This window comes from Brachybacterium huguangmaarense, assembly GCF_025725725.1.
GTDB lineage: Bacteria > Actinomycetota > Actinomycetes > Actinomycetales > Dermabacteraceae > Brachybacterium > Brachybacterium huguangmaarense.
Map to the genome: position 1 here is coordinate 292,523 of NZ_CP107020.1, position 25,250 is coordinate 317,772.

Annotated in this window: 24 protein-coding genes; 5 read left to right on the forward strand and 19 right to left on the reverse strand. The window is 72.6% G+C overall.

Going from position 1 to position 25,250, the window contains the following annotated elements; translation table 11 throughout:
- Positions 1-152 precede the first annotated feature (152 nt).
- Positions 153-1,481, reverse strand: a complete 1,329-nt coding sequence (locus BRM3_RS01410; protein WP_263594331.1) for an ABC transporter substrate-binding protein — start codon at positions 1,479-1,481, stop codon at positions 153-155.
- Between the two features lie 542 nt (positions 1,482-2,023).
- Here BRM3_RS01410 and BRM3_RS01415 point away from each other — a divergent pair.
- Positions 2,024-3,013: a LacI family DNA-binding transcriptional regulator gene (locus BRM3_RS01415; RefSeq protein WP_263594332.1), complete on the forward strand. Its 990-nt coding sequence runs from the start codon at positions 2,024-2,026 to the stop codon at positions 3,011-3,013.
- A gap of 93 nt (positions 3,014-3,106) precedes the next feature.
- On the opposite strand, the gene BRM3_RS01420 is transcribed toward BRM3_RS01415, so the two are convergent.
- From BRM3_RS01420 to groES, 6 genes are all read right to left on the reverse strand, one after another.
- The gene (locus BRM3_RS01420; RefSeq protein WP_263594333.1) at positions 3,107-4,414 is read right to left on the reverse strand and encodes a threonine/serine exporter family protein; all 1,308 of its coding nucleotides are present in this window, start codon (positions 4,412-4,414) and stop codon (positions 3,107-3,109) included.
- A 9-nt stretch (positions 4,415-4,423) separates the two neighbouring features.
- On the reverse strand, positions 4,424-5,212 hold the full coding sequence (locus tag BRM3_RS01425) for a hypothetical protein (protein ID WP_263594334.1): 789 nt from the start codon (positions 5,210-5,212) through the stop codon (positions 4,424-4,426).
- Complete coding sequence (locus BRM3_RS01430; RefSeq protein ID WP_263594335.1) at positions 5,209-6,237, reverse strand: pseudouridine synthase; 1,029 nt, start codon at positions 6,235-6,237, stop codon at positions 5,209-5,211. The genes BRM3_RS01425 and BRM3_RS01430 overlap by 4 nt, the downstream gene beginning before the upstream one ends.
- The gene (locus BRM3_RS01435; RefSeq protein WP_263594336.1) at positions 6,225-6,926 is read right to left on the reverse strand and encodes a hypothetical protein; all 702 of its coding nucleotides are present in this window, start codon (positions 6,924-6,926) and stop codon (positions 6,225-6,227) included. Before BRM3_RS01435 ends, BRM3_RS01430 begins: the two co-directional genes overlap by 13 nt.
- A gap of 240 nt (positions 6,927-7,166) precedes the next feature.
- Positions 7,167-8,753 (reverse strand): chaperonin GroEL, encoded by a 1,587-nt coding sequence (gene groL / locus BRM3_RS01440; RefSeq protein ID WP_263594337.1) that lies wholly within the window; start codon positions 8,751-8,753, stop codon positions 7,167-7,169.
- A gap of 12 nt (positions 8,754-8,765) precedes the next feature.
- Entirely contained in the window at positions 8,766-9,062 is a 297-nt protein-coding gene (gene groES, locus BRM3_RS01445; protein WP_263594338.1) for a co-chaperone GroES, read from the reverse strand.
- 514 nt (positions 9,063-9,576) lie between these two features.
- Here groES and BRM3_RS01450 point away from each other — a divergent pair.
- Positions 9,577-9,774, forward strand: a complete 198-nt coding sequence (locus BRM3_RS01450) for a hypothetical protein (protein ID WP_263594339.1) — start codon at positions 9,577-9,579, stop codon at positions 9,772-9,774.
- 82 nt (positions 9,775-9,856) lie between these two features.
- Here BRM3_RS01450 and BRM3_RS01455 read toward each other — a convergent pair whose 3' ends face one another.
- From BRM3_RS01455 to BRM3_RS01475, 5 genes are all read right to left on the reverse strand, one after another.
- Positions 9,857-10,732: a metallophosphoesterase family protein gene (locus tag BRM3_RS01455; protein ID WP_263594340.1), complete on the reverse strand. Its 876-nt coding sequence runs from the start codon at positions 10,730-10,732 to the stop codon at positions 9,857-9,859.
- A gap of 76 nt (positions 10,733-10,808) precedes the next feature.
- On the reverse strand, positions 10,809-11,288 hold the full coding sequence (locus BRM3_RS01460; protein WP_396127010.1) for a molybdenum cofactor biosynthesis protein MoaE: 480 nt from the start codon (positions 11,286-11,288) through the stop codon (positions 10,809-10,811).
- A 43-nt stretch (positions 11,289-11,331) separates the two neighbouring features.
- A complete protein-coding gene (locus BRM3_RS01465) occupies positions 11,332-11,805 on the reverse strand; it encodes a MogA/MoaB family molybdenum cofactor biosynthesis protein (RefSeq protein ID WP_263594341.1) in 474 nt (157 codons plus the stop codon).
- Entirely contained in the window at positions 11,802-12,365 is a 564-nt protein-coding gene (gene moaC, locus BRM3_RS01470) for a cyclic pyranopterin monophosphate synthase MoaC (protein ID WP_263594342.1), read from the reverse strand. Before moaC ends, BRM3_RS01465 begins: the two co-directional genes overlap by 4 nt.
- 8 nt (positions 12,366-12,373) lie before the next feature.
- Positions 12,374-13,603: a molybdopterin molybdotransferase MoeA gene (locus BRM3_RS01475; RefSeq protein ID WP_263594343.1), complete on the reverse strand. Its 1,230-nt coding sequence runs from the start codon at positions 13,601-13,603 to the stop codon at positions 12,374-12,376.
- Positions 13,604-13,787: 184 nt separating this feature from the next.
- Here BRM3_RS01475 and moaA point away from each other — a divergent pair, with 184 nt between their 5' ends.
- Together moaA and BRM3_RS01485 are read left to right on the forward strand one after the other, a co-directional pair.
- Entirely contained in the window at positions 13,788-14,900 is a 1,113-nt protein-coding gene (gene moaA, locus BRM3_RS01480; protein ID WP_263594344.1) for a GTP 3',8-cyclase MoaA, read from the forward strand.
- Positions 14,901-14,904: 4 nt separating this feature from the next.
- Complete coding sequence (locus tag BRM3_RS01485) at positions 14,905-15,291, forward strand: MoaD/ThiS family protein (RefSeq protein WP_263594345.1); 387 nt, start codon at positions 14,905-14,907, stop codon at positions 15,289-15,291.
- Positions 15,292-15,577: 286 nt separating this feature from the next.
- Here BRM3_RS01485 and BRM3_RS01490 read toward each other — a convergent pair whose 3' ends face one another.
- The 5 genes from BRM3_RS01490 to BRM3_RS01510 all read right to left on the reverse strand — a co-directional run bounded on the left by BRM3_RS01490 (position 15,578) and on the right by BRM3_RS01510 (position 22,651).
- A complete protein-coding gene (locus tag BRM3_RS01490) occupies positions 15,578-16,822 on the reverse strand; it encodes a HesA/MoeB/ThiF family protein (protein ID WP_263594346.1) in 1,245 nt (414 codons plus the stop codon).
- Positions 16,823-16,980: 158 nt separating this feature from the next.
- Positions 16,981-18,717, reverse strand: a complete 1,737-nt coding sequence (locus BRM3_RS01495; protein ID WP_263594347.1) for an ABC transporter family substrate-binding protein — start codon at positions 18,715-18,717, stop codon at positions 16,981-16,983.
- Between the two features lie 104 nt (positions 18,718-18,821).
- On the reverse strand, positions 18,822-20,606 hold the full coding sequence (locus BRM3_RS01500) for an ABC transporter ATP-binding protein (protein ID WP_396127047.1): 1,785 nt from the start codon (positions 20,604-20,606) through the stop codon (positions 18,822-18,824).
- Positions 20,607-20,646: 40 nt separating this feature from the next.
- Complete coding sequence (locus tag BRM3_RS01505) at positions 20,647-21,654, reverse strand: ABC transporter permease (RefSeq protein WP_263594349.1); 1,008 nt, start codon at positions 21,652-21,654, stop codon at positions 20,647-20,649.
- A 4-nt stretch (positions 21,655-21,658) separates the two neighbouring features.
- Positions 21,659-22,651: an ABC transporter permease gene (locus tag BRM3_RS01510; protein ID WP_263594350.1), complete on the reverse strand. Its 993-nt coding sequence runs from the start codon at positions 22,649-22,651 to the stop codon at positions 21,659-21,661.
- 220 nt (positions 22,652-22,871) lie between these two features.
- On the opposite strand from BRM3_RS01510, the gene BRM3_RS01515 reads away from it, so the two are divergent.
- Positions 22,872-23,192 carry a hypothetical protein gene (locus tag BRM3_RS01515; RefSeq protein WP_263594351.1) on the forward strand — a complete coding sequence of 107 codons (321 nt, stop codon included), beginning with the start codon at positions 22,872-22,874 and terminating at the stop codon, positions 23,190-23,192.
- A gap of 16 nt (positions 23,193-23,208) precedes the next feature.
- Here the strand turns inward: BRM3_RS01515 and BRM3_RS01520 are convergent, their stop codons facing one another.
- On the reverse strand, positions 23,209-23,490 hold the full coding sequence (locus BRM3_RS01520) for a DUF6457 domain-containing protein (protein WP_263594352.1): 282 nt from the start codon (positions 23,488-23,490) through the stop codon (positions 23,209-23,211).
- 294 nt (positions 23,491-23,784) lie between these two features.
- Positions 23,785-25,086, reverse strand: coding sequence for a molybdopterin molybdotransferase MoeA (locus BRM3_RS01525; RefSeq protein ID WP_263594353.1), 1,302 nt, complete (start codon positions 25,084-25,086; stop codon positions 23,785-23,787).
- Positions 25,087-25,250: the final 164 nt, after the last annotated feature.

Consider the following 25,250-nt stretch of genomic DNA (forward strand, 5'->3'; position numbering starts at 1 on the left):
GGCGGAGCGGCGCTTCTCAGCGGCCGTCGGCACCGACACACCTCCCGGTGGTCGGACAGAGGATGTGGTCATGATGCGACTCCAGATTCGTGGGAAGGACAGGATGGGGACCGGGCGCGGCGTTCACCGTCACCGCGCCCGGGAGACGCCGGTCAGCCGCCCAGCACCGTCTCCTTGCCGTCGTCGTAGAAGGTCTGCATGTCGGCCAGGAAGTCCTCCGCCGACGTGGTGCCGTTGGCGATCCCCTGCATGCCCGCCTGGATCGTCGGGATGAACCCGGGCACCGGATAGTCGGCGTAGTAGGACATCTTGTCCTCCTTCAGGGAGTCGAACGTCTCCGTGAAGGCACGCAGCTTCTCGTCCTCGATCACCGAGGGGTCCCCGGCCAGCGGCAGGCCGCCGAGCTTTCCGATCTCGTTCTGGACCTCCTCGCTGAGGGTGATGTCGATCCACTCGTAGGCGAGGTCGGGGTTCGGGGCGTCCGCCGGGACCGCCCAGAGGTGGCCGGACGATCCCATGATGTTCTGCGCCTCGGGGAGGATGAAGGAGTCCCACGCGAAGTCGGCCTGGTCGGCGATCGTCGAGTAGGCCCCGGAGTTGGTCAGGAGCATCGGGAACTTCTTGCCGATGAACGCCACCTGCGCCTGGTCCGAGTTCACGCCGGCGATCTTGCTGCCCAGGTAGCCGGCGCCGACCCACTGCGCGAACAGGTCCGTGCCCCGCTTCCAGGGATCCGCCGAGAAGTCCACGGAGCCCCGCAGGAACATGTAGTCGTCCATCTGCTCCCGGCTGCCGAACGCCGAGACGAGCGAGTACCAGGTCCACATCGCGCCCCAGCCGCCGTTGGTGTTGGCGCTGCTGGACAACGGGGCCTGCCCCTTGCCGATGAAGACGTCCATGATCTCCTGGAAGGCCGCCAGGGAGTCCGGCGGCCCCTGGATGCCCGCCTCGGCGAACATGTCCGCGTTGTAGTAGACCTGCACGTACTCGCCGATGTTCGGGACGCCGAACCATGCACCGGATCCCGCGTTCCCCTCAGGGGTGTACTGCGCCAGCGCGGCCATGGTCCCGACGACCTTCTTGTCCCAACCCTTGGAGGTCACCTGCTCGGAGAGGTCGATGAGCAGACCCTGTGCCGACAGCTGGCCCGCGTCCGCGTTGCCCTTGTTGACCTCGACGACATCAGGGACGTCCCGGCCCGAGAGGATGATCTTGGCGTTCTTTTGCATGTTGTCGAAGCTGGTCTGGACCAGCTTGACGTCCAGGTCGGGGTGCTTCCCCTTGAAGATCTCGAGAGCCTTCTCCCAGCCCTTGTACTGAGCCGAGGCCTTCGACTCGTACTGCTGGATCGTGAAGGTCGTGGAGTCGCCGCCTCCCCCTCCGCACGCCGAGAGGGTGGGGGCCAGGACACCGCCGAGGGCTGCGGCGGACGCACCGGTCAGCAGTCGGCGGCGCGAAAGACCGTGGGTCACGTTGGACATCGTTGTCTCCTTCGAGATGACGGGAGATGCGGCGGCAGGGAGGTCGCGCCGCATGGGGACGGTCGAGGTGGAGGGACGATCCGTGCGGCCTGCGGACAGCATGGCTGCGGACCTGGGCGATCCGATGCCGCCGCACGGGCGTCGTGGGGGCGAGGAGGCCCGTGGTTGCGCGGACTCCTCGTCGAACTTCGCGGAGCAGCCCGTCGACCATGGCGGACCATCTGCGCGGTAACGTTATCTTTCGTGGTGCGGTAACGCTACCACATGGCTCCCGTCTGTGAACGGTCCGCCCGGGGCGGCGGGAGCGCGACGCGTCCACGGCGCCATACTGGGCTCCAGTCCCGCTCCGACGTCGCTGCGCCGGATCATCGGGACCGACGACAGCACGAGCTCTGCGGAAGGAGCGACATGGACCGGAACGGCCGGCGGTGCTCGACGAGGTCCCCGGAGGCGGCGACGTGAGCACGTCCTCGGGCCGTTCTCGCGGGCATGGCCATCGACCGACCATCAAGGACGTCGCCGCGGCCGCGGGGGTCAGTCCGATGACCGCGTCCCGCGTGGTCAACGGCGCGGGCAACGTCGAGCCGGGTCGTCGCCGTGCGGTGGAGCAGGCGATCATCGATCTCGGGTACCGCCGCAACCCGGCCGCCCACGCGCTTCGCAGCCACGGCGCCCCGTCCTGGATAATCGGCTTCATCGTCGACGACATCAAGGACTCCTTCTTCTCGCAGCTCGCGCGATCGGTCGAGGACGCCCTGGCGGAACGGGGGTCGATGCTCCTCGTCGCGAGCAGCGACGCACGTGCGGACCGGGCGGAGGAGCTGGTCCGCGATCTGGTCGCCCACAACGTCGATGCCCTGATCATCGCGCCGCCGCCCGGGGACCAGAGCTACCTCTCCCCGACGGTGACGCTCGGTCGACCCGTCCTCTGCGTGGACCGTCCTCCCGCCTCCGCCGGTGTGCCGGCGATCGTGTCGGACAACCGGGGCGGCGCCCGCGCCGCGATCGACCACCTGGTCGCCCGAGGGCATCGGGACATCGCGTACATCGGCGACGACCTTGGCTACACGATGCGCCATCGCCTCGACGGCTACCGGGAGGCGCTGCAGGCCCACGGTCTCGCCAAACGGCCGGAGCTCGTCCGCATGGACGCCTACACGGCGTCGTCCGTCCCCGCGATCGTGAGCGAGCTGCTGACCCTCGACGAACCGCCCACCGCGCTGTTCACCGCCCGCAATGTGACCTCGCTCGGTGCCTTGGTCGGTCTCCATCAGCTGGGACGGCAGCGGGAGATCGCACAGATCGGCTTCGACGACCTGGACCTGGGCACGGTCGTCGATCCCGCCTTGAGCGTCGTGGCTCAGCGCCTCGACGACATCGGACGACAGATCGTCGAGAATTTGGTGAGCCGACTGCAGGGGCATCCGACGGCCGAGACCGTCACGACCGTCCCCGTCGACCTCGTCCGACGTGGCAGCTCGGAGATCCCCGGCCCCCGAAGGAGCGGGACGGTCGCGAGGGCGCGCTGCTGAAGGACGTCGACATCCAGCTCACCGGGCCCCGCGGAGTGGTCGGCGACCAGTGGAGCGACAGTTCTCAACGGCCGCACTCGGCAGGTGCCGCCCTCAGTGCGGGTGCGCGACGCGGCGCCAGCTGGGCGAGGTCGCGAGGTGGGCGAGCGCGAGCCCGAAGCCGGCGGCGAGGATCACCTGCACCGCCTCCTGGAGCAGCATGAGGGAGCCCGTGACGTCGCCCGTATTCATGAGCGAGAACGCCGTGTAGAGGGTGAAGCCGGGGATCATGATGACGACGGCGGGCACCGAGATGCTCGTGCGCGGGATGTGCCAGATGCGTGCGGCCGTGTAGGCGAGCACGCCCACCAGGGTGGTCGCGGCGAGCGTCGCGAGCTGGGGCGGGACCTCGCCGGTCGTCATCACGAAGCGCAGGGTGTTGGCCACGAGCGAGACCAGGGCGGCGCCCAGCGCGATCCGCCACGGCGAGTTGAAGATGACCGCGAAGCCGAGCACGCCCACGAAGGTCGCGAGCGCGCGCAGCGGCAGCTCGGCGGCGAGCGGCAGGGTCAGCAGGTTGGTGGAGTCCGGGCCCATCCCCACGGCGATGCCGACGGCCCACACGCTCGCGGCGGCCGCGAGGATGATCATCATCGAGTAGGTCAGGCGCGCGACCCCGGCGCTGAAGTCGGACCGCACGATGTCCAGGATCCCGGTGATGAGCGGGAAGCCGGGCACGAGGAAGAGCACCGCGGCCAGATAGCCGCCGCGGTGCCCGGGCTCGATCACCCCGAGCAGGGTCGGCACCCCCACCGCGAGCGCGTACACGCCGCTCGTGAGGGCCGCGGCGATCACCGTGACGAGCAGGTGGTTCCAGTGCCGCCGTTGCATCGTCCGGCGCACGGCCTGGCCCGCGATCGCGGCGATCAGCACCGCGAGCATCTCGATGGGACCGCCGCCGTTGAGGAAGGAGAACGCCGCGCACGCGAGGCCCGCGGCGAGCGCGTTGACGAGAGCCCCGTACAGCGGCGGCCGGGCCGCGATGCGCGCGAGCTGCTCGAAGATCTCGGCGGCGCTCACGCGCGCGGGCAGCTGCTCGACCATGCGGTGGATGCGGGCGAGGTGATCCACGTCCACGCCCACGTGGTCCGGCTGGGTGATCCGAGTGCGATAGCGGCCGCCGAGGGTCGCGGTCGCCGTGATGTCCGTGAACGTGACGATCGAGCTGAACGAGTCCAGGCCGAGGGCGCGCGCGGTGAGCGCCATCGCGGCCTTGACCCGGTAGGAGGCCATGCCGCCCGACAGCAGGGCGCTGCCGACCGCCGCGGCCGCCTCGGAGCGCACCGTCAGCGAGTCGACGGCGCCGAGGGGGCTCGTGGTGGTGGGGAGCGGGGCCGGTCGCGGCTGCGCATCGGGGTCCATGCTCCGAGGCTATCCCCGAGTCCCCGGCCGCCCCGGGTCCGACGGCGGCGGGTCCTCGGGGCGAGTGCTCTCCTTGCCGCCGAGCACCCGGCGCACGTGGTCGAGCTCACGCTCGAACTCCGCGGGGTCCTCGTACTCGGGGCGCCAGGGGATGTCGTAGCGCTCGGCGAGCACGCGATGCGCCGCGGTGCGCCGTCGGCGTCGTGCGGCAGCTGCGAGCACGGGGCGCGGCGGGGACACGGAGAGCCCGGCCGCCTCCTGGAGGGCGCGCAGCCCGTCGAACGAGGCGTCGTCCCAGCCGATGTGCGGGATGACCCACTGCTCCGCCTCGCGGTCGTCGCCGGGATGTGCCCCGCCCGGCAGCAGGCCGATCAGGGCGACGGCGTCCCGGTCGGCCTCGCCGACGGCCCACACGACGTCGGCCACGGGGCGGTCGGGCAGGCGGCGCAGGCCGCGGCGGCGGGAGAGGGTGCCGTGCTCGGGGTCGAGCAGGACCAGGCGCCGCGAGAGCACGATCGGGAGCAGCGCCCACAGGGCGAGCAGGGCCCACAGCAGGACGAACGCGACGAGCAGCTGGACGCCGAGGGTGTCGGCGGCGTGCACGGCGCCGCCGAGGCGCACCCGCACGGCGGGCCGGAGCACCCACTGCTGGACGGCGGCGGCGCCGAGGGGGGACAGCACGAGGCTCACGATCGGGAGGCCCACGAGGGCGGCGGGGAGGTACCGCGCGCCGAGCGAGGCGCCCACCAGGAGCTGGCCGCGCCGCGTGCGGCGCGGAGCCGGCGCGCCCGCGCTCATCGGCCGGGCTCCCGCGGGCTCGGGTCCAGGGTGCGCCGCGAGGTGAAGACGTGCTCGTGTCCCGTGATCGGGTCGGCGAAGGCGAGGCGCCGGGCGAGCAGCTGGAGGTCGCCGCACGCGGCCTCGGGCCGCTCGACGGGGTACAGGTCGTCGCCGAGGATCGGGGTGCCGAGCGCCGCGAGCTGCACGCGCAGCTGATGGGTGCGGCCGGTGGCCGGCCACAGGCCGACGAGCGCCTCCCCCACGCCGGTCGAGAGCACCTCGAGCTCGGTGCGCGCGTTGGGCTCGCCGTCCACGACGCGGGTGCGGCGCCACCCGCGCTCGCGCGCGAGCCGATGGACCAGGAGGCGGCGCTCCCCCGCCCTCGGTCGCCAGCTCGCGTCACGGCTCGTGTCGAGCCGGGCGAGGTAGTGCTTGCGGACGAGTCCGCGCGCGAACAGCTGCTGATAGTCGCCGCGCTCCTCGGGTCGGATGCCGAAGGCCAGCACACCCGCGGTGCGCCGATCGAGGCGGTGCAGGGGCACGAGGTCGACGAGGCCGGTGGCCCGACGCAGGCGCACGAGGGCGCTCGCGAGCACGTGCGTGCCGCGCGGGGTGCTCGCCATGCCGTGCGGCTTGTCGAGCACGAGCAGGTGCTCGTCGCGGTGGAGCACGACGAGCTCGGCCTCGGGCACGTGCTCGGGCGCGAGCTCGCGGTGGAACCACAGCTCGTCGCCGGGTCGCACGACGTCGTGGGCACGCCAGGGCGTGCCGTCGGCATGCACCACGTCGCCCCGGGCGAAGCGGAGCGCGAGATCGGTGGCCCCGGCAGACAGCAGCGGCGGGAAGCGCGCGGCGAGCACCTCGGCGGCGGTCCGCACGGCCGGCGTCGGGCCGGGATCCGCCGGCAGGCTCACCCCGTCGGCGCGGGCGACGAGGCGCACGGGGTCCAGCCCCTCGCGCTGGGCCAGCGGCGCCGCGGCCTCGCGCTCGCGGCGGCGGGCATGACGGCGCGCGGACCGGCCGGGAGCGATCAGAGCCCCCACACGATGAAGGTCAGGATGTTGTGCGCGGCGTAGAAGGCGACGACCGCGAGCAGCACGAGCCCGGGATGGAGGTCCGCGACCGGGATCGACCGCGGCACGCGCGTGCGCAGCTCCCGCGGCGCGAGCTGGTCGACCTCCTCGACCTCGGTCCCCGCGGCACGCGCCTGGTCGATCACGGCGTGCTGGGCGCGGGCGCCGAAGAGGCGTCCGGAGAAGGTCGCGAGGCGGCGTCCGTTGGTGCCGACCACGTAGACCCCGTCGTAGGGGTCCTCGGGCGCGGGCACCCGTTCGGTCGGCAGCGGCACGCGCGTCACGTCGCGCACCGCGACGAGCCGGGCCACGTCCGACCACTCGTGGGAGACGGCGCGCCGGAACAGGCCGTGCGTCGCGAAGCCCTGCTCGCCGACGGTGAGCCAGGAGGTGATGGTGCGCAGGCAGATCACGACGGCGGCGACGAGGATCAGCAACCACAGCACGAGCGGGAGGGTGAACAGCACCTCGTGGAAGAGGGCGTCGTCGTTCCAGAGGCGCTGTCCGATGAAGCTCGTGAGCACGAGGAACTCGAGCACGACCACGAAGGTGATGGCGCCGACGAGAGCGGCCATCACGGCCGAGCGCATCGGGCCGAACACGTGCGAGGGCTCGCCGTGGTCGCGCGGGACCGCGGTGGTCTCGTGGGGCGTGTGCACGTTCACTCCTCCAGCACCTGCGGGTGCGACGCGTCGAGGCCGTCGCCGCGCCCGCGAGGGGATCGGACGCCGATGCCGGAACAGGTCCCATCCTAGGTGGGGGCACCGACGGATCACGGGCCCGACGGTCCGTGGACACGCCGGGTCCCGTCGTGGTCGCGCCCGGACGCGACGATGCCCCGGCCGCGCAGGGCGGCCGGGGCATCGGACGGGACGATCAGGCGATCACGCCTCGGCGTCTCAGTCCTCGTCCTCGTCCTTCTTGTCCACCACGAGGGTCTCGGTGGTGAGCACGAGGGTCGCGATCGAGGCGGCGTTGCGCAGGGCGCTGCGCGTCACCTTGACGGGGTCGATGATGCCCGCGTCGACGAGGTCGACGTACTCGCCGGTCGCGGCGTCGAGGCCGTTGCCGGTCTTCTCGGCCTTGACCTTCTCGACGACGACGTAGCCCTCGAGGCCTGCGTTCTCGGCGATCCAGCGCAGCGGCTCGGCGACGGCCTTGGCCACGGCGCGCACGCCGACGGCCTCGTCACCGGACTTGCCGAGATCGTCGGAGAGCACGGAGGCCGCCTGGACGATGGCGCTGCCGCCACCGGCCACGATGCCCTCCTCGATGGCCGCACGAGTCGCGGAGACCGCGTCCTCGATGCGCATCTTCTTCTCCTTGAGCTCGACCTCCGTGTGCGCGCCGACCTTGATCACGGACACGCCGCCGGACAGCTTCGCGAGGCGCTCCTGGAGCTTCTCGCGATCCCAGTCGGAGTCGGTGTTCGCGATCTCGGAGCGGATCTGCGCGACGCGGTCGGCCACGGCCTCGTCATCGCCGGCGCCGCCGACGATGGTCGTCGAGTCCTTCGTGATGACGACGCGGTGGGCGGTGCCGAGCACCTCAAGGCCCACGGTCTTGAGGTCCAGGCCCAGATCGGGCGTGACCACCTGGGCGCCGGTGAGCACCGCGATGTCCTGCAGCATCGCCTTGCGGCGATCGCCGAAGGCGGGGGCCTTGACCGCGGCGCCCTTGAAGTTGCCGCGGATCTTGTTGACCACGAGCGTGGACAGGGCCTCGCCGTCGACGTCCTCGGCCAGGATCAGCAGGGGCTTGCTGCCCTCGATGACCTTCTCGAGGATCGGCAGGAGGTCCGCCACGGCGGAGATCTTGCCCTGGTTGAGCAGGATGTACGCGTCCTCGAGGACGGCCTCCTGGCGGTCCGCGTCGGTCACGAAGTACGGGGAGATGTAGCCCTTGTCGAACTGCATGCCCTCGGTGAAGTCGAGCTCCATCGCGGTGGTCGAGGACTCCTCGACCGTGATGACGCCGTCCTTGCCGACCTTGTCGAACGCCTCGGCGAGCAGCTCGCCGATCTCGCGGTCCTGGCTCGAGACGGCCGCGACGTTGGCGATCTGCTCCTTGGAGTCGACGTCGATCGCGATCTCGCCGAGCTTCTCGGAGAGCGCCTCGACGGCCGACTCCATGCCGCGCTTGAGCGCGGACGGCGCCGCCCCGGAGGCCACGTTGCGCATGCCCTCGTGGACGAGCGCCTGGGCCAGCACGGTCGCGGTCGTGGTGCCGTCGCCGGCGACGTCGTTGGTCTTGGTCGCGACCTCCTTGGCGAGCTGGGCGCCGAGGTTCTCGTAGGAGTCCTCGAGCTCGATCTCGCGGGCGATGGTCACGCCGTCGTTGGTGATCGTGGGGGCGCCCCACTTCTTGTCGAGGACGACGTTGCGGCCCTTGGGGCCGAGCGTCACCTTGACGGTGTCGGCGAGCTTGTCGACACCGCGCTCGAGGGCGCGGCGCGCGTCCTCGTCGTAGATGATCTCCTTAGCCATGCGGTATCAGCCTCAGTTCTCGATGACGGCGAGGATGTCGCGCGAGCCCAGGATCAGGAACTCGTCGCCGCCGTACTTGAGCTCGGTGCCGCCGTACTTGGAGAAGACGACCTTGTCGCCGACCTTCACGTCGAGCGGGATCCGCTGGCCCTTGTCGTCGAAGCGGCCCTCGCCGACGGCGACAACCTCGCCCTCCTGGGGCTTCTCCTTCGCGGTGTCCGGGATGACCAGGCCGGAGGCGGTGGTCTGCTCGGCCTCGGTCGGCTTGATGACGACGCGATCCTCGAGGGGCTTGATGGAGACCGACATGCGGCTCACTCCTTCATGTTCAGTGGACTTCGATGAGTTCGTGGATGGTCTGACCGGCTGCCGATCGTCGTCGCGGTGCCGAGCGGCGTGGTCCTCGCGACAGCACCTGGCACTCGGGCCCTGTGACTGCCAACACGGCTCACTCTAGAACCCGTCTGGCACTCGTGCAACGTGAGTGCTAACCGTGGCGGGCTGCGTTCACCGTGAGCGGAGAGCCCGGCTCGCCGGCGGGCCGGCCGAGCGGAGCCACGGCGGCGCGGACGGGTCCTGACGGGACCGGCGGAGCAGGACTCCATGGCCTGCGTCACGCCGCCTGCCGGTCACCCGTGACGCGCGGAAGGCGCAGGTCACGGGTGCTTTGTGAGACGGGCGACCCTCGGCGCCGCTGCGCGTGCACAACCGCGCCGGACGCGGCAGAATATCGAGTGTTGACACGCGCTTGACACGACGATCCACGAGAGCTAGCCGTCGTGCGGCGCGTCACCCCATCACCCTGAGACGGAGGACCCTTCCCATGACCACGACCGTGGACACCGACCGCCGAGGCTCCCGCATGGACGCCTTCCTGCGCACCGCCGCTCGTCGCAGCGCCGTGCTGCGCGGTGCGGGGCAGGACGGCGCGCACGGCGCCGCGACGCCCGACGGCGAGCTGTCCGAGCTCAGCCGCGTGCGCACCACGCAGGGGCTGAGCCCCCAGCAGCTCGTGCGCTGATCCGGCGCGCCCTCGCGGCGCCCGCCCGCCGACCGCGCCCGGCCCCGCAGGGGGACCGGGCGTTCGTGCGTCCGGGGGTCGGTCAGACCGCGCCGGGACGACCCGCGGCCGCGACGATCGCATCGATCTCGGCCGGTCCGAAGCCGTACACGGGCCGAGCGGGATCGGCGAGCTCGTCCCCGGCGCTCGCCCAGACGGCGGTGCTGACCTGCGGTGCCGAGCCCGGCTCGCCCGTGAGCTCGACGAGGCTCGCCCCCGAGAGGGCGAGGGCCCGGGCCCGGTCGCGCGGCCCGAGCGGGTCCACGACATCGGCGATGCCGGGCACGACGTGCACGGGGATGCCCGCGATGCTCCCGGACATCTCGTGGTGGTAGTGCCCGGAGACGACGAGGCGCACGTCGGTGCCGGTGAGCACGTCCGCGAGGCTCTCCAGGTCGTCGAGGTCGAGGGCGGCCATGAGGCGCGTCGCCGCCGGCAGCGGCGGATGGTGCACGGCCAGGACCGTCCCGGCGGCGGCCGGCTCGGCGAGCACCGTGCGCAGCCACTCCAGCTGCGGGGCGTCGAGGTGGCCGTAGCCCGCGCGCGGGACCGAGGAGTCGAGCGCGACGATCCGCAGTCCGCCCGGCGTGGTGAGCACGCGGTCCTGCCACGGCTCGCCGTGGTCGCCCGGGCCGACGACGGTGGCGTAGGCCACGGGCACGTCGTGGTTGCCCATGGCCACCGCGAGCACGGCGCCGTGGGCCCGGGCGAACGGGTCGAGCTGGTCGTGCAGGGCGCGGTAGCTCGCGACGCTGCCGTCCTCCGAGGCGTCGCCGGTGTGGATCACCGCCTCGAGCGGGCCGACGTCGGCGAGGCGGTCGAGCACGCCCGCCAGCGCCGCGGCGGTGTCGATGCGGTCGTACTGGCGAGGGGCGGGGTCGCCGAACAGGTGGGTGTCGCTCAGCTGGAGGATGCGCATGGCCCCACGCTACGGCGCTCCGCGGCCGGTGCGGGCGCCGGCCGGGAGGTTCGGACGGGCGGGTCGGACGGGCGGGTCAGCCGAGCGCGCCGACCCACTCGTCGGAGCCGTCGGTGAACTCCTGGCGCTTCCAGATCGGCAGGCGTCGCTTGACCGTGTCCACGAGGTCGTCGCACGCGGCGAAGGCGAGCTTGCGATGGGGCGCGGAGACCGCGCACGCCAGCGCCGTCTCCCCCACCATGAGGGGGCCGTACCGGTGGGCGACGGCGACGAGCACGTCCGCGTAGCGGCCGGCGATCTCGACGGCGACCTGCTCGATCACGTCCTGCGCGCTCGGGTGGGCCGAATAGTCCAGGCGCAGCACGCCCTTGCCGTCGTCGTGGTCGCGCACGACGCCGTCGAAGGTGACGACGGCGCCGCAGCGCGGATCGGTCACGAGGGAGGCCATCCGCATGGTCGTGACCTCGTCGGTGGTCACGGCGGCGTAGGCGACGCGCTCGGCGGCGTGGCCCATCGCGGGGTCGCCGGGCACGCGCAGGGACTCGGGGTCGGTCATGGTCTCCTCGGAGGGTCGGTGGGGCCGGTGTCGGGGCGCGCGGTCATGGGTGCCCGCCGCCGTCGCGCTGGGTGAGCAGGTGGTCCAGGAGCGGTTCGAGCACGGCGATGCCGTCCCGCACGCCGCCCGGCGAGCCGGGCAGGTTCACGACGATGCTGCGTCGTGCGACGCCCGCGAGGCCGCGGCTGAGCACAGCGAGCGGGGTCGCCGTCTCGCCGCGCCGGCGGATCGCCTCGGCGATGCCCGGCAGCTCGCGATCCAGGAGCGGCGCGGTCTGCTCGGGGGTGGTGTCCGAGGGGCTGATGCCGGTGCCGCCCGAGCTGATGACGAGGTCGACGCCCGCGCCGATCGCGTCGGCCAGGGCGGCGCCCACGGCCGGTCCGTCGGGGACGACGACGGGGGCGGGCACGTCGTGGCCGCGGCCCGTGAGCCAGTCGTGCAGCACGGGGCCTGTGCGGTCGGTGTAGTCGCCCGCCGCGGCCCGGGTCGAGGCGATCACGATGCGGGCGGTCGTCATCGCTCCTCCTGCGTCGCGGCGCCCTTGGCGCCGCCGGCGCGCTCGCGGTCCCAGTCGCCGCTCTTGCCGCCGGACTTCGCGAGCACCTGGACCGCCTCGATCGTCGCGAGATGGTCGACGGCCTTGATCATGTCGAACAGCGTGAGCGCGGCGACCGTGACGGCGGTCAGCGCCTCCATCTCGACGCCCGTCACGCCTCGCGTGCGCACCCGGGCCAGGATCTCGACGACGTCGTCGTGGGCGTCGAGATCGACCTCGACGCCCGTCAGGGGCAGGGGATGGCACAGGGGCACGAGATCGCTCGTGCGCTTGGCGCCCATGATCCCGGCCAGGCGCGCGACGGACAGGGCCTCCCCCTTGGGCAGGTCGCCGTCGACGATGCGGGCGACCACGTCGGGGCGGGTGCGCAGCACGGCGCGGGCCGCGGCCGAGCGCGAGGTGGTCGTCTTGCCGGTCACGTCGACCATGTGGGCGCTGCCGTCGGCGCGCACATGGGTGAGGTCGTCGGCCAGGTCCGCCTCGGCCGGACGGCCGGCGGGGGACGGCGCGGGGTCGCTCATCGTTCTCCTCAGGTCAGCAGGATGGTCTCGAGCACGTCGCCGTCCTCGAGGCGGTCGGTGCCGACGGGCACGACCACGAGGGCGGTCGCGGTCGCGAGGGCGCCCAGCAGATGCGAGGACGGCCCGCCCGCGAGGCGCACGGCGCCCGAGGCGAGGACGTAGGCCCGACGGTACTGCTCGAGCGCGGGCGGGGAGGACTCGGGATGCTCGAGCCGCACGGGCAGCCGCAGCCGCGGGCGGGCGGGGGCGTGCAGGGCCGGGCGCGCGAACAGCTCGCAGCTCAGGAGGGCCGAGACGGGGTTGCCGGGGAAGGCGAGCCACGCGAGCCGGTGGCCGTCGAGGGTCACGGTCCCCAGCCCCTGCGGACCGCCGGGCTGCATCGCGACCTTGCAGAAGGTGAGGTCGACGCCGGGGCGCGAGGCGGCGAGCTTGACCACCTCGTACGCGCCCTCGGAGACGCCGCCGCTCGTGACCACGAGCTGGGCTCCGGACCGGGCGTACGCGGCGAGGAGGTCGAGCAGGGCGTCGGGATCGTCCGGCACGCGGTCGGTGCTCAGGACGTCGGCTCCCGCCGCGGTGAGCGCGGCCGCGAGGCCGGGTCCGTTGGCGTCGTAGGCGTCGCCAGCCGGGAGCGGGCCGGCGGGGTCGGCGACCTCGCTCCCGGTGGACAGCACGACCGTGGCCACGGGTTCGACGAGGTCCACGTCCCCGATGCCGACCGAGGCGAGCTGGGCGATGCGGGCGGGGGTCAGCTCGTCGCCGGCCCGGAGCACGGTGTCCCCCGCCCGGCAGTCCGAGCCGCGGGCGCGCACGTATCGGCCGGGGGTGACGTCGAGGGGGCGCAGGGTCACGCGCGGTGCGTCGAAGCCGCCGTCGACGGCCTCCTCGATCGGGATCACGAGGTCGGCTCCGGCGGGCAGGGGGGCGCCGGTCATGATCGGGCGGGCCGTGCCCGCCTCGAGGGCCGACGGCGCAGCGCCGGCCGGGATCGGGGCGCCGACGGGCAGCGCGAACTCCTCCCCCGCCGCGGGACAGTCGGTCGAGGCGACCGCGAAGCCGTCCATCTGGGAGTTGTCGGCCGAGGGCACGTCGACGCGGGCGCGACGCTCGGCGGCGGCGACCCGCCCCACCAGACCGGCCTCCAGCCGGTGACGCTCGGTGCGCAGGAGCGGGGCGAGCAGGGCCTCCACATCGGCGCGGTGCTCGACGAGCGGCACACGGGGGGCAGACGCGGACATGGCGACCTCGCGGGATCGGGGACGGGGGACGGCGGTCGTCCGGGTGGCAGGGGCCGTCGGACGACGGGATCCCTCCAGTATGGTGCGCGGCGGCGGCCGAGCGTGACGCGGGTCCCGCACCCCTTCGGCTGTCGGCCGCCTAGACTTGCCGGACGGGTCGCACGGCAACGGGAGGAGGCGGGCCATGGGTACGCATCGCACGTCGCGTCGGGTCTCCCTGGGCATGCCCGTGCCGCGTCGCACGGATCCGACCGCGCTCGATCTCCCGGACACCTCGGACCGGCCCGCCTCGCGCGGCCTCATCGACCGCTTCGGGCGGGCCGCGACCGATCTGCGCGTCTCGCTCACCGACTTCTGCAACCTGCGCTGCACCTACTGCATGCCGGCCTCCGGCCTCACCTTCCTCCGCACCGAGCAGCTGCTCACGGTCGAGGAGATCGTGCGCCTCGTGCGCATCGGCGTCGAGCAGTTCGGGGTCGACCAGGTGCGCTTCACGGGCGGCGAGCCGCTCACACGCGCCGACCTGCCCGAGATCATCGCGGGCGTCGCGGCGCTCGAGCCGCGGCCCAACATCTCCCTGACCACCAATGCGATCGGCCTCGAGGTGCGCGCCGCCGGGCTGCGGGACGCGGGGCTCGACCGCATCAACGTCTCGCTGGACACAGTGGTCTCCGAGACCTTCGAGCGGATGAGCCGGCGCCCGCTCCTGCATCGCGTGCTCGAGGGCATCGACGGGGCGCGCGCCGCCGGGCTCGACCCCATCAAGGTCAACGCGGTGCTGCTGCCCGGTGTCAACGACCACGAGCTGCCGGACCTGCTCGCCTGGTGCCTCGCGCGCGACCTGCAGCTGCGGGTCATCGAGCAGATGCCGCTCGACGCCGACCACATCTGGGACCGCACCAGCATGATCACGGCCGCGCAGATGCGCGAGGCCCTCGCGGACCGGTACATGCTGAGCCCGGCCGCCGTCGACCGGGCGGGAGCCCCGGCCGAGCTCTTCGACGTCGCCGACCGGACGACGGGCGAGCACCTGGGCCGGGTGGGCACGATCGCGTCGGTCACCGAGCCGTTCTGCGAGGACTGCCGGCGGACCCGCCTCACCGCCGAGGGCCGGGTGCGCACGTGCCTGTTCGCCCACGAGGAGACGGACCTGCGCGGGGCCCTGCGCGCCGGCGCCTCCGACGACGAGATCGCCGACATCTGGCGTGCCGCCCACTGGGGCAAGGCGGCGGGGCACGGCATGAACCGTGCCGGCTTCCATCAGCCCGAGCGCCCCATGAGCGCTATCGGAGGGTGACCGCATGGCTGACACCGAACCCCTGGAGCAGGCCGACCCCTCGGAGCACGACGAGCCCGCGGAGGACGCGACGCCCGAGGCCGCCGCATCCGAGCCCACGCCACCCACGCCCGCGGACGGCGGCACCGACGACGAGCCGCATCCGGTCCCGTTGATCGAGGTGCGCCTGTTCGCGGCCGCCGCGGCGGCGCTCGGCACGGACCTCGCCGAGGCCCCCGGCCGCACGGTCGCCGAGGTGATCGCCGCGCTGTCCGCACGCACGGACGCCGAGGGGGCGCGCGTGCTCGGCCGGTCGAGCGTGCTTGTCAACGCGGTCGCGTGCCGCGATCACGACCGCCGGGTCTTCCCGGGCGATCGTCTGGACGTGCTGCCGCCCTTCGCCGGCGGCTGAGGCCCGGCTCCCCACCGGCCCCGCCGTGTGGTGGGCGGGTCGAGGCCGACAGCACGGGGCCGGAGACGTCCCCGTGCGGACCGTGCGCGCGACGGGGTGGTCCGCACGCGGGCACCCGGCGAAGAGTCGGCCCCCATCGGGGCGCGACCGGGCGCGACGCGCGTTCGAGGAGCGGGCGACGCCCTGAACCCGGCACTCGCGCTCAGCGCCCGGACTCGACAGCCGGGTTGAACGGCCACGCTCAGCGCCCCGGACCGTGGCGCGAGGCGCGCGCCCGGCACGGCGATCAGCGCTCGGGGAGGACCACCGGCATCTGCGCCGCACGCGCCGCCGCGAAGCCGCCGTCGAGGGAGAGCACCTCGATGCCACGCGCACGCAGCGCGGCCTGCGCCGCCTCCGAGCGCCTGCCCGCCGCGCAGTAGAGCACGGCGCCGCTCAGCTCTCCGGCACCCCGCCCCGCGCCCAGCAGCGTTCCCGCGGGAACGTGCTCGGCCCCGGCGAGCATGCCGTCGGCCACCTCGTGGTCCTCCCGGATGTCCAGCAGGCGACGTCCTGCCGCCAGCAGAGCCGGGAGCTCGGCGGCCTCGACATGGCCCGCCTCCCGCGCCAGCGTCGCCGCGCCCCGCGCCGTGACGTCCGTGGCCGTGCCCTCGGATCCGACAGAGCCCGCCCCGGTATGGCCCGACTCCCCAGAACCGCTCGGACGCGGCTCGACGGGCGGCGCGGGGGCGGGCAGGCGTGCGCCGGGCAGGCCGCATGTGAGGGTGAGGTCCTCGAGAGCGGTGACGGGGGCGCGGTCGGGATCACGCGCGACGGGGAGCTCGGTCCAGCGCATGGTGAGCGCGTCGAACAGGGCGATGCGGCCCACGAGCGGCTCGCCGAGGCCCGCGAGCACCTTGACGGCCTCGAGCGCCATCGTCGAGCCGATCACCCCGCACAGCATGCCGAGCACGCCCGCCTCGGCACAGTCCGGCACCTCGCCGGGCCCCGGCGGTACGGGATGCACGTCGCGGTAGGTCACCCCGCGGCCGCCGTCGGCGGCGAACACGGACACCTGCCCCGCGTAGGCGAGGATCGAGCCCCACACGAGCGGCAGGTCGAGCAGCTCGCACGCGTCCGAGGCGAGGTAGCGGGTGGGGAAGTTGTCGGTGCCGTCGAGCACGAGGTCGTGGCCGGTCAGGAGGTCGAGCGCGGTGTCGACCGCGAGCACGCCGACGTGGGGGCGCACCTCGATCTCGGGGTTGACGGCCCGCATGCGCCCCGCGGCGCTCTCGGCCTTCGCGGTGCCCACGGCCGCGGTCGTGTGGATCACCTGGCGGTGGAGGTTCGAGGTGTCCACGACGTCGGGATCGATCACGGTGATCCAGCCCCCGTCCTCCCGGCGGCCGACGCCCGCCGCGGCGAGGTACTCGAGCACCGGGGAGCCGAGGCCGCCCGCCCCGAGGACCGCGACGCGGGCGGCGCCCAGGCGCCGCTGCTGCTCCGAGCCGAAGCCGGGCAGTCGCAGCTGGCGGGCGTAGCGGTCGGACACGGCGGGAGGCCTCCTGCTGGACGGGCGATGACGGGGGCGCGATCACGGCGAGGCGACCGTCGCGGGCGCCCCGGGACGCGGAACGGGGCGGGAGTCTCCTCCCGCCCCGTTCACTCTAGGCCGCCGTGCTCTCCCGGCGGGCGGCCAGGTGTCCCGGATCAGCCCTTGAGCTTGTCCGAGTCCTTGACATAGCCGACCTTGGTCCAGTCGACGATGCTCGCGAAGCCGGGGGCGCCGAAGTTCGCGATGTCGTCGTTCTGGATGTAGAAGTCGTAGGACTGCCACAGCGGCAGGGTGCCCGCGAGCTCCCACAGCTTGGCGTCGTACTCGTTGATCTCGTCGATCCGCTTGTCCTCGTCGGCCTCGACCGAGGCGGCGTCGACGAGCTTGTCGACGTCGGCATCGCCGACCTTGCCGAAGTTCTGCTCGCCGTCGGACTTCCAGATCGCATCGCTCGAGGACAGGAACGGGTTGCCGCTCCAGCCGAACAGGGTCAGGTCGAACTCGCCGGGGATCACGTACTTGGAGAACAGGTCGGTCGGCGGCACCTTCTGGACCTTCATGGTGATGCCGATGGCCTTGAGGTTCTCCTGGACCACGGGCACGACGGCCTCGTTGGTCTTCGAGCCGTCGTTGTAGACGTAGGTGATCTCGAGCGGCTTGCCGTCCTTGGTGGCCGTGTCGCCGTCGATCGTGTAGCCCGCGTCCTGCAGCAGCTTCTTGGCGGCGTCGGCGTCGTACGTGCCGAAGTCGCCCGAGTTGTCCTTGTACCCCTCCTGGTTGGTCATGAGCACGTGGTTGTTCAGCTGCTCCATGTCCTTGGGGTAGGGCATCGCCTTGTTGACGGCCAGGAACGTATCCTCGCGGTTGATCGCGCGGAACACCGCCTGGCGCACCTTCTGATCGGCGAGCGGGCGGCCCTCGGTGCCGTTCAGGGTGATGTGGGTCCAGTCGGGACCGGCGGCCTTCCGCAGGGAGACGCCGTTGCCGACCATGTCCTTGAGCACCGAGTAGGTGGCCGGAACGGTGGTCTCGATCGAGTCGAGCTGACCGCCCTGGAACGAGGTGGCCGCAGCCGCCGGGTCCTCGATCGTGGTCCAGATGACCTGCTTGAGGAAGGGCTTGTCGCCCCACCAGTTCTCGTCGGGCACGACCGAGACCGTCTTGTTGGTGGCATCGAGCTTGTCGACCTTGTACGGGCCGGCCGTGACCTGGGGGGCGTCGACCCAGCCCGTGTTGAAGGCGTCGGCCGAGGCGACGAGGGAGTCGGGGGCGATGGTGGCGAGGCCCATCCAGTCCGCGTACTTCTCCTTGAAGGTGATCTTCGCGGTCAGGTTGTTCGCGCCCGGCTCGATCTTCTCGACCTTGTCGTAGCCCTCCGAGGAGGCGATCTGGTAGTCCGGCTTGGAGCCGTTCATGGTGTTGAAGACGTTCTCGATGGACTTGTAGTCGATCGCCGTGCCGTCCGACCACTTCATGCCGTCGACGAGCTCGATCTCCACGACCTGCGGGTCCTCGGAGGTGAGCTCGATGCGCTTGGCCAGCTGCTCGTTGACCTTCACCTCGCCCGCGGCCGTGTAGTAGTACAGGCCGGGCGAGAGCGCCTCCGAGATCCGCACTGTGTTGACCTCGTTGCCGTCGGTGTGGAGCGTGTTCCAGTTGGCCGGGTAGGCGTTGTTCATGAGGCGGAGCACGCCGCCCTCGCCCAGCTCGTCGCGGTCCTTGGGGTTGACGTCGTTCTGGTCGGAGGCGATGGCGCTGTTGTCGTCGCCGCCGTCCGATCCGTTGCTGCCGCCGCCGCTGCCCGAGCCCTGCTGGCTGCACGCCGCCAGAGCGAGGGCGGAGACGGCCGAGGCCGCCGAGGCGCCGAGGACGGTGCGTCGCGTGATCCGCATGAGTGTTCTCCTTCAGTGGTGGTGCCGTCGGGGTCGCCGTCGACACTTTTCAGGGGTGCCGCCCCGTCGCCCGAGGGGCGGCGAGAGGACGCTTACAGGTCGGATCAGGCCGACTCGCCGAGCGAGGCCAGAGAGCTCTGATCCAGGATGATCCGGCGGCGCGATCGCTCGACCTTCGGATCGGGGATGGGGACGGCGGACAGCAGCGCCTGCGTGTACGGGTGCTGCGGGTTCGAGAACACGGTGGCCGTGTCCCCGGTCTCGACGATCTTGCCCTTGTGCATCACGCAGATCCGGTCGGAGATGTGGCGCACCACCGACAGGTCGTGGGAGACGAACAGGTAGCTCACGCCGAGGCGTTCCTTGAGGTCGGCCAGCAGCGTGAGCACACCGGCCTGGATCGTCACGTCGAGCGCCGAGGTGGGCTCATCGAGCACGATCAGCTTGGGGTCGCACGCGAGCGCCCGCGCCACGCCCACGCGCTGGCGCTGGCCGCCGGAGAACTCCGTCGGGTAGCGCATGGCGTGCTCGGGCAGCAGGCCCACCGTCTCGAGCAGCCAGTCCACCCGCTGCTCCATGCGCTCGCGCGAGTACCCCTGGACCTTCATGGGCTCGCGCAGGATGTCGCCGATGGGCATGCGCGGATCGAGCGAGGCCATCGGGTCCTGGAACACGATCGTCACGTCCGAGCGCATCGTCGAGCGCTCGGCGCGGCTGAGGCGCGCGGTGTCCTTGCCGTTGACGCGGATGGTGCCGCCCTGTGGCTTGCGCAGCTGCATGACCTCCATGAGCGTCGTCGTCTTGCCGCAGCCCGACTCGCCGACGAGCGCGACGCACTCGCCCTCGTGGATCGTGAGCGAGAGGCCGTCGACGGCGCGCTGCTCCCCCACCTTGCGGCGCACCACGGCGCCCTTGATGATCGGGTAGATGCGCTGCAGGTTCTCGATCTCGAGCACCTTGGGGCGCTCGTCGACGGGCGCGGCGAGCACCTCCTCGGCGCCGAGGGCGGAGTCCGCGGGCGGCTCGGGGATCTCCGAGCGCTCCTCCGCGAGGTCCTCGGGCGGTCGGGACGGCGCGTCGATGCGGGGCACGGCCGCGAGCAGACGCTGCGTGTAGGCCTCGCGCGGCCGGTAGAAGATGTCGTCGACCGTGCCGTTCTCGACCTCGAGCGAGTTCTGCATGACGAGCACCCGGTCGGCGAAGCCCGCGACCACGCCGAGGTCGTGGGTGATGAGGATCGTCGCCGCCGAGAGCATCTCCTGGGCGGTCTTGAGCAGCTCCATCACCTGCGCCTGGATCGTCACGTCGAGGGCGGTCGTCGGCTCGTCGGCGATGATGAGCTCGGGCTCGTTGGCGATCGCCATCGCGATCATCGCACGCTGGCGCATGCCGCCCGAGAACTCGTGCGGGTACTGCTTGGCGCGGCGCTGGGGCTCGGGGATGCCGACGGCCTCGAGCAGCTCGATCGCCCGTGCCTCCGAGCGCGAGGTCGAGGTCTCGGGGTGGTGGATCCGGATCACCTCGGCGACCTGGTCGCCCACGGTGTACACGGGGGTCAGGGCCGACAGGGGGTCCTGGAAGATCATCGAGATCTTCTCGCCGCGCAGCCGCGACAGCTCCTTGTCGGACCGGTGGAGCATGTCCTGGTCCTGGAAGGTGATGTCGCCCGTGATCGTCGCGTTGCGGGGCAGCAGGCCCATCACCGCGAGCGAGCTCACCGACTTGCCGGAGCCGGACTCGCCGACGATCGCGAGGGCCTCGCCCGGGTGCACGTCGTAGGACAGGTGCTGGACGGCGCGGACCAGGCCGGCCTCGGACGGGAAGGTGACGGACAGGTCGCGCACCGACAGCAGCGGGCTGCGGTCCGCGGCGGGCGCGGAGCTCGGCATGTCGGCGGCGGGAACGGAGGCGTGGGACATCGGAGGCACCTCAGACACGGCTCGAGCCGCTGGTCGGGTCGAGGGCGTCGCGCAGCGCTTCGCCCATCAGGTTGATCGAGATGACGAGCAGGGCCAGGATCGTCGCGGCGGGCGCCCAGGTCCACGGGTTGTCGAGCTCGTAGCTCTGCAGCACGGTGCCGAGCGACACCTGCGGCATCTGGATGCCGAAGCCGATGAACGACAGGCCGGTCTCGGCGAGGACCGCGGCGCCGACGCCGAGCGTCGTGTCGATGATGATCCAGCTCGCGACGTTGGGGATCACGTGGCGCACGACGTTGACGACGGGGTTGACGCCCATGAACTTCGCGGCCTCGACGTACTCGGTGCGCACGAGCTGCTGGGTCATGGCGCGCAGCACGCGGGCGGTGAGCATCCACGCGAACCCGGCCAGCAGCGGGATCATCCATAGCCAGCTCGCGTTCTGCAGCTTGGGCCCGAACAGCATGAGCAGCAGCAGCGACGGCACCACGAGGAACAGGTTGATGAGGTTCACCAGGCCGCTGTCGACGAAGTTGCCGAGGCGCCCCTTGCCGGACACGTAGCCGGCGACCGTGCCGACCAGGACCGCGATGATCGAGGTGAGGATCGCGGTGCCGATGCCGATCACGAGCGAGATCCGCAGGCCGTGCATGCAGCGCGAGAAGGTGTCCCAGCCGTTGTCGGTGAGCCCGAACCAGTGGTCGGCGGTCGGCGTGTTCACATCGGCCCGCAGGTCCAGCTCGAAGGGCCCGTGCGTGTAGACCATGGGCGCGAAGATCGCCATCAGCACGAGCACCGCGAAGATGATCATGCCGGTCCAGGCGAGCGGGTTGCGCAGGAAGCGGCGGCGCAGCAGCTCGCCGCGGCCCATCGACTTGATGCGCTCGACGGGATCGCCCTCGCGGCCCACGACGTCGTCGACGTGCTCGTCGGGCAGCGGCTCGGCGCCGTGCGTCAGGTAGCCGGTGTCGACGCGGGTCGCGTCCTCGGTCGTGCGGATGTCTCCGGGGTTCGTCATCGGGTCACCGGATCCTGGGGTCGAGAACGCCCTGCAGGATGTCGGCGAACGTGGCCGAGAGCAGGGTGAGGATGGCCGAGTAGAGGACGACGCCGGCGGTGCCGTTGACGTCGGCGTGCTGGAGGGCCTGGACGGCGAACTTGCCGATGCCATGCCAGTTGAACATGAGCTCCACGAAGAGGGAGCCGGTGAACGCGGCGCCGACGGCGAAGGCGAAGTACTGGCCCATCGGGATGAGCGCCATGCGCAGGCCGTGGCGGCGCATAGCGCGCCCGCGGGTGAGGCCCTTGGCGCGCGCGGTGCGCAGGTAGTCGCTGCCGAGCACGTCGAGCGTGGTGACCTTCATGTACCGCGAGTAGGACGCCATCCCGAACAGCGCGAGCACGATCGTGGGCATCACGAGCGCCTGGATCTGGTAGCTGATCGAGGCCCACGACCCCTCGGCCGCCGTCGGGTCCACGGCGCCGATCGCGGGCAGTCCGTACCCCGTCGTGTTGATCACGAGCTGGTTGACCTGCTGGACCAGCAGGATCACGACGACCGTCGGCAGGGACAGCAGCACGAAGGAGAACACCGTCGCGGCCACGTCGCCGATCGAGTTGCGGCGCACCGCGCTGATCATGCCGAGCAGGATGCCGAGCACGACGCCGAGGATGGTGCCGATCACCACGAGGCGCAGGCTGATCGGGACGCGGTCCTCGAGCACCCCGAGGACGGGGACCATCGACTTGTCGGTGCCCGTCGTCACGCCGAGGTCCCCGTGCAGGAGCCCTCCCAGCCACGTCGCGTAGCGCTGGAAGAGCGGGGTGTCGGGGTTGACGTTGCGGACGTCGAGGTACGCCTGGGCCGTGGCCGCCGGGACCGGCTTGGTCGCGATCGGCGGGAACAGCACCTCTTCCGGGTGCATGAGCGACGCGGCGAGGAGATACGTGATGCTCGTGGCGACGAACGCCAGGACGAGGTAGTTCAGCACGCGGAGGATGGTGAACCTAACCACGGCAGCTCCAGTACGTCATGTGTCCTGTTCCTTCCGGTCCGTCCGGGTGGGCACCGGGCGGACGCGCCCTCGTGAGGCGGGATCGCCAGCCGGATGGGTCTATCCGTGCTGGTCGGGAGATGTTCCGGGGCTTCCTCGTCCCGAATGACCGCCACGATAGCCCGTGCCGGACAATGACGCGGGTCACGAAGCGGCCCGCGGCCGCAGATAACATCAAATCGTGACCTTCGTGCATCTGGGCCTGCTGCTCCTCGGCATCGTCGCGGCCGTCGCCGCAAGCGACGTGCTGGGGCATCGCGGCGTGGGGCGGTGGCCGGTCGCGCTCGGCGCCCTCGTGCTCGTCCTCGTGGGCGGCTACACCTACAGCGCTCCCGTGTCGGCCTTCGCGCTCGGCGCCGCGATCGGGGTGGCCGTCATGTTCGGCGCCGAGCGGGTGCGGAGCTTCTCGCGCACGCGCCGCCGGTACCGCGAGGCGTCCGCCGCGCGTCGGGAGCACGATGCGCGGATCGAGCGCGCGGCGCGCGGCCGCGAGGACCGCTGAGAGCCTGACCGGCCGGTCAGGCGGGCCGCTCGACCTCGACGGTGCGCAGGGCCTCCCCCACCATCGCCGCGGCCTCCTCGAGCGAGTCGGCGCGCCCGCTGCCGTAGAGCCATCCCGCGAACAGCGCGGAGAAGGGCGCGGCCGGACGCACGATCTCGTTCGCCGCGGCGCCCGTGAGCGCGAGGTACATCTCGGTGACGTCCTCGTCGACCTCCTGCGGCATCCCGAGCTGTGCCCCCATCGCACGGTTGAAGGAACGGAGGGTCGCGAGCATCCGGGGATCGTCCTTGGTGGGCATGTCCCCAGGCTAGCGGCGGCGGCGCGTGGCGGGTCGGCGGCAGGCTGGGTGGCAGGACTGCTGGTCGACGGGGCCGCAGGGCTGCTGGTCGGCTGCCTAGCAGGGCTGCTGGTCGGCTGCCTAGCAGGGCTGCTGGTCGGCGGGGCAGGCAGCAGACATGTGACGCTGAGAGCCGCAGCCCTCCGAAAACGCAGGGCTGCGGCTCTCAGCGTCACGTTCGTGCGGGGTCGGACCGCCGAGGAGCCGCCCCGGCCGTGCAAGACGGGTGGACAGCGAGGCCGACCGGCGTGCAGGTCAGAGCGGGAGGACGGGCACGCCCTGGCCGGGCGCGGGCATCGCGTCGTCGGCGAGCACGAGGGCGTCGGCCCGGCCGTAGGGCGCCAGGCGCCTGCCGTCCAGCACGTCCACCACGAGCGAGCCGTCGTCGGCACGGCCCAGGCGGCCCGGCAGCACGAACATGCCGGGCCGGCGTGCCGCGGCGCGCGGTCGCTCGGGGCCCGGGCGCGGCTCCGGCGCCCGCCCGACGAGGGCGCGCACGGGCCGTGCCGCGGCGCCCGGGGCCAGGAGCGGCCGGACGAACAGGTGGAAGCCGACGAGCGCCCCGACCGGCGTGCCGGGCAGGTGCACGACGGGCGTCCACGCCTCCTGTCCGTCGGGGCCGACGACGCGCACGCGCCCGACGCCCTGGGGCCCGCCCGGCCGCAGCCGCAGATGCGCGAAGGTCGAGCTGCCACGCCCCGTCGGGCCGAGCGCGGCCTTGACCACGTCGTACGCCCCGTGCCCGATGCCGCCGCTGGTCAGCACCAGGTCCGAGCGGGCGGCGGCCGCGTCGAGCTCCGCGGTCAGAGCCGCGACGTCGTCGGGACAGCGGATCACGTCGACCCCCGCGCCGAGCAGGGTCAGGGCCGCCGCGAGCATCGCCCCGTTGGACTCCCGGACGGCGCCGGGGGCATCCGCCTCGGGGTCGTCGGGGGCCACGAGCTCGTCGCCCGTCACGAGGACCGTGACATGGGGAGGCTCGGCGACGGGCAGCGCGGGGATGCCGAGCGTCGCCGCGAGCGCGACGAGAGCCGGTCCGACGCGGTCCCCGGGCCGGGCGAGCACGGTGCCCGCGGCGACCTCCTCGCCGGGCCGGCGGATGTGGCGTCCGGGGCGGAGGCCCTCGCCTGCGGCGATCGTGACGGTCGTGGGCGCCTCGGCGTGGGGATCGGCATCCGTGCGCTCGACCTCGACGACAACGTCGGCGCCCCCGGGGACCGGCGCGCCGGTCATGATGCGGGCGGCGCTGCCCGGCGCGAGGGGTGCGACCCCGCCGCGCGAGGCCGGGATGTCGGCGACGACGGGAAGGGTCACGGCGGTCCGGCCGGCGGGCCCCGTCGCGGCCTCGAGGTCGGCGAGGTGGACCGCGAAGCCGTCCATCGCGCTGAGCGGCACGGCCGGCAGATCGCGCGGAGAGACGACGTCGTCGCGCAAGGTGGCGCCGAGCGCGAGCCGCGGCGACACCTCGGCGGCCCGCGGCACGAGCACCGCGGTGCGACGGACGAGGTCGCTCCAGTCGGCGACGGTGGGATGGTCGTGCAGGTCCGGGCCGGTCATGCGTCCATCCTCCCCCACCGCGGGCGGGACCCGCGGGGACGGGTGGCGGGCCCTGCGGCCCGTCCACCCCTCGACGCTCACCCGCTGGTTCGCCGACGCCCTCGGCTGACCCCCTCCGGGGCTACGCTGGCAGAGAGCCGCCGCCCGGCACGCCACGGCGGCGG